Source organism: Glutamicibacter sp. AGC84, assembly GCF_053543575.1.
This window is the reverse complement of the sequence record NZ_JBLVOC010000013.1, coordinates 47,142-51,553: the sequence shown is the minus strand read 5'-3', so window position 1 is coordinate 51,553 and position 4,412 is coordinate 47,142. Positions and strand designations below refer to the sequence as shown.

General features: G+C 59.2%; 2 protein-coding genes and 1 tRNA gene. 2 read left to right on the top strand and 1 reads right to left on the bottom strand.

The genetic code is table 11. The features are described 5' to 3' along the window. Positions 1-12: 12 nt before the first annotated feature. Positions 13-2,028: an FAD/NAD(P)-binding protein gene (locus ACNPN0_RS08540; RefSeq protein WP_448937426.1), complete on the bottom strand. Its 2,016-nt coding sequence runs from the start codon at positions 2,026-2,028 to the stop codon at positions 13-15. Between the two features lie 56 nt (positions 2,029-2,084). Between ACNPN0_RS08540 and ACNPN0_RS08535 the strand changes: the two genes are divergently transcribed. Continuing rightward, the gene (locus ACNPN0_RS08535) at positions 2,085-4,172 is read left to right on the top strand and encodes a prolyl oligopeptidase family serine peptidase (protein ID WP_448937425.1); all 2,088 of its coding nucleotides are present in this window, start codon (positions 2,085-2,087) and stop codon (positions 4,170-4,172) included. A 63-nt stretch (positions 4,173-4,235) separates the two neighbouring features. Further along, positions 4,236-4,327, top strand: a tRNA-Ser gene (locus tag ACNPN0_RS08530). The last annotated feature ends 85 nt before the right edge of the window (positions 4,328-4,412 follow it).

Genomic DNA, 4,412 nt, shown 5'->3' with positions numbered 1-4,412 from the left:
CCGCCAAACTGCTTAATACTGCTCCGCGCTTAATCTTTCGTTGGCGATCAGCCCCGCCAGGCGAGCCACTTCGTTCACTACGTTGGCTGCGTCTTGCAAGGTTCGGGCCGCGGGGTGGCGCAGGTCGCCCGCTTGCGCGGCAATCGCGGTCCCCCACTGCGCTGATGACAATTGCAATCCCAGCACGAATAGCCCGCGGTGCGCCAGCCCATCGCTGTTGACCAGACGGTATGGTTCACCGACCACGTCGAAACCGGATCCAGGCAGGCTTTCGCCTTCCGTGTTCTTCCAAGTGTGCACGCGCGCTACGTGATCTCCCAAGAGCTGCTTTATCAGTGCCGCGTTATTTTGCAGCACGCGGTTACTCGGCATCATCGCTTCGCACATGGTCTTCGCAGTGTGCACCTCCGCATCTACCCAGGGCGAGGATGCGGTGAATTGCTCGGAAACCTCGTCGAAGCCGAACTCCGGGTCCGGACCAAGGAAGGTTACTATCCCGGCGCGCGAAAGCGCCAGCAGCTGTTCAATGCGTTCGAGCGGCGGGCCTGAGGACAGCCCTTCGACCAGTGGCTCGAAGTGCGCTTGGATTTCTTCAATGCGCGACTGCTCGTCGATCACGCCAGAAGCAATCAGCTCCTTGACCAGCATGCGTCCGGCATTCATCGTCATGATGGCGCATGACAACGGGTCTTCTAGCCCGCCGGTGCTGTGCCGGGCATTGCCCACGAGGTAGTCGCGTACTGCCTGCTGGTATTGCTCATCGGAGCTGAACCCGATTTCTTCAAATGGCCTTGCCAGCTTTGGTACATCGAGCCACTGCAACTGCGGGAACTGCCCGACGAACTTGCGCAGCTCGCTAAGCCACACTTGGCTTCCTTCATGGTGCTCCGCAGAGAGGATCGCTTCGAGCTGATCAACGAATTCTCGCTCATCGAGGCCTTCCGGGGCGCCATGCGCGCGAGCGCAAGTGCTGTAGTAGGCGAACAAGATGTCCCGGTGCAGTTTGGGCCAAATATGGCGTGAGAACACCAAGGAGGAGGCAGGGTTGGTGGCGCGTGCTTCGGCAAGGCGCCCGATGAGTTCCGGAGCGTCGAAGTAGCGTAGTTCAATTTCATCAGGAATGAACTGCTCCACTACTGGCTTGCCCCAGTAGGGGGTACCGCGGCGCGAAGCTACGATCAGTGCCGGCTCCCGGCCTGAGCCGATGTACTGCAGGCGATGCCCCGGCTCGGTGCTGGCCTCACGGAAAATCCCGCCGCGGCCTGCCGTCAGCTCGGCCATGCCGTCAAAGAAATTCAAGCCCAACCCGCGGATCAACGCAGGCTGGCCTTCCTTGAACTGGGAGTAGTCGAGGTCCGCTGGAACATTCGGTGGCAGGTAGGTCGCCCCGGCTTGGGAGGCAGCTTCCTTGAGCTGCTTCTGCCATGGGTTCAGTTCTGCCGGCTGGTGGCCCAAGGCCAGCACCACAGCGTCAGCGGCCAGCTGACGGGTTTCGGCACCCTCCAGGTTACTGCGGAAATCGATCTGATAGGCGTTGCCGACGGGGCGGACCGCAACGACTTCTGCGGCTACATGTTCGATGCTGAAATTCTCGTGGGTGGCAAGTATCGCTGCGCTGCGCTCATACACGTGCTCGAGGTACTCGCCATAGATTGCGCGTGACGGATAGGAACCGGGTTCAATCTGCCCGATCAGCTTGGCATGCTCATCGGTGAGCTTGCGTCCATCGCCGCGCAGTGCGACGAACTGGCGAAAGCTCAACCCTGGTTCATCGCCCAACCGTTCGGGGGCCACTGTCGGAAATGATGACGGGGTGTTCATCAGGAAATGCTCCGACTGTTTCGGGTTCCACACGTGGCCGGAGCCCGGAGGGAACGGATCAAAGACCGTAACTTTCAGAACGGTGCCTTGGGCCGGGAGTTTCAACGCCAAGTTAGCGAGTCTTTCAACCACGTTCGTGCCGCGTGGGCCTGCCCCGACAAGGGCCAGGCTGAACTCGTTCTTTGGTGTTGCTTTCTCGCTGTTCACTCCTCTAGGTTATTACCTTTGGAACAGGGCATGGGCCAGACGCATAGACTATGGCCATGACTGAGCATGATTCTGAGGTTGCAAGCGCTGATCCGTATTCCTGGCTTGAAGGAATTCACGACGAAACGGCACTCGAATGGGTGCGGGATCAGACCCAACGTACCGAGTCCGAGCTGTACGACGACTCATTCCATGCCACTGCGGAGCGGATCAAAACGGTCCTGGATGCCCAAGACCGCATTCCCATGGTGACCAAGCGTAGCGATCACTACTACAACTTCTGGCGCGATTCCGCCCATCGTCTTGGACTTTGGCGTCGCACCACTTGGAATTCCTACCTCAGCGACGACCCGCAGTGGGAAATCCTATTGGATCTTGACCTGCATGCGCAGCTGGAAGGCCACGAATGGCATTTCGCTGGTTCAGCACTCCTGCGTCCAGCGGCCGGTGGCGCCTACCAGCGGGCGCTGCTTCGCTTGAGCCCTGACGGCGGCGACCAGGTGCGCATTCGCGAATTCGATCTGGCTTCCAAGAGCTTCGTTGCCGGCGGTTTCGACCTTCCCGTTGCGAAGACCCAAGCCTCGTGGATTGACCACGATACGTTGCTTGTCGGTGCCGCCAGCAGCGAGCAGTTCACAACCCGTTCGACCTACGCGAATACCTTGCGAAGGCTCAGCCGCGGCATGGAGATCGAAGAAGCGCCAATTCTCTTCGAAGTCAATAGAGAACATGTTGCAGCCTTCGGCTACTTCGATTCGACTCCGGGATTCGAACGCGTGGTCACCACTGATGCCATCGACTTCTACAATTCCAATGCCGGTGTCCTCATCGACGGGGAACACCATCTGATCGATGTTCCAACCGATGTGCAGGTCAGCCTGCACCGGCAGTGGGTCCTCTTTGCTCCCCAAACCAATTGGGAACACCAGGGCCAGAAGATCGCTGCGGGTTCATTGGCTATCGCCCGGCTGGATAGATTCCTCGAGTCCGGCAGCATCGAGAAGGTTCTCTTCGTCCCGGATGCGCACACTGCGCTGGAATCACTGAGCTTTACCGCCAATTATCTGCTGCTCACCGTATTACGTGATGTGGCTTCGCAAGTGCGCATCATTGATCTCGCAGATCATTTCAGCCAGTCGGACATGCCGCTGAAGGATCCAATGCTCAGCGTCTCGGTGGGAGCCGTTGATGATGAGGACCCGGAGCATGGCGATGACTATTGGATGACCATCACCGGATTCGTGACCCCTACTACCTTGTTGCGCGGCACAGTTGGTTCGGCAGCAAAGGTCGTGAAGAAATCGCCGGATCGCTTTGATGCCGGTGGTTTTGAAGTCACCCAGCATTTTGCGTCCTCTGCGGACGGCACCAGGGTTCCATATTTCCAGGTCGCGGCATCCGACCTGGTCCACGATGGGAAGAACCCGGTGCTAATGGACGGCTACGGCGGTTTCCAGCACAGCATGACCCCTGGCTACGCAGCCGCCATGGGCATCGGTTGGTTATCGCGGCGTACCGTTGAGGGCCGCAAACCGGTATACGTCATGGCCAACATTCGCGGTGGTGGCGAGTACGGGCCAGATTGGCATCGTGCTGCCCTGCGTGAAAAGCGCCATCGTGCCTACGAGGATTTCGCAGCCATCGCCCAGGACCTGGTGGCTCGCCGGGTGACGTCCCGCGCGCATTTGGCTGCGACAGGGCGCTCTAACGGCGGGTTGCTCATGGGCAATATGATCTCTGGCTACCCGCACTTGTTCGGAGCAATTTCCTGCGGCGTCCCGCTATTGGACATGCAGCGCTACACGCAGCTAGCTGCCGGCCATTCCTGGATTGCCGAATACGGCGACCCGCAGGTTCCCGGGGACTGGGACTTCCTGCGGACTTTCTCCCCCGTGCATCGACTCACCGACCAGCCTCATCCAGCCAATGACTATCCGGCCTCGTTGATTTGGACCACGACTTCTGATGACCGTGTCGGCCCTTCGCAGGCGCGCATCATGGCAGCCAAAATGATGGATCTGGGCATTGCCAATGTGCGGTACCACGAGCCACAGGACGGTGGCCATGCCGGTTCAACGGATAACGAGTCAACCGCCAAAATGCTGGCCACCAGCTACGAATTCCTGTGGCGACAGGTGCGTTAGCTCTCTCGTTTTGGAACACGCGCCCATCTTCGGGTAGGCTAGATTCTGCTGGAAACAGCGGATGGACACGTGCCAGAGCGGCCGAATGGACTTCACTGCTAATGAAGGGTCGGGCTAAAACTCGACCGGGGGTTCAAATCCCCCCGTGTCCGCCAAGAACCCCCTACTCAGGTAGGGGGTTTTTCGTTCATATGGCACTTTTCGACGAGAACGTTCCGAATACGGAGAATCCCCCGGCTT

What these genes read in the sequence shown, in the direction of transcription:
- ACNPN0_RS08535 (WP_448937425.1), top strand. Translation starts at nt 2,085, where the DNA reads ATGACTGAGCATGATTCTGAGGTTGCAAGCGCTGATCCGTATTCCTGG.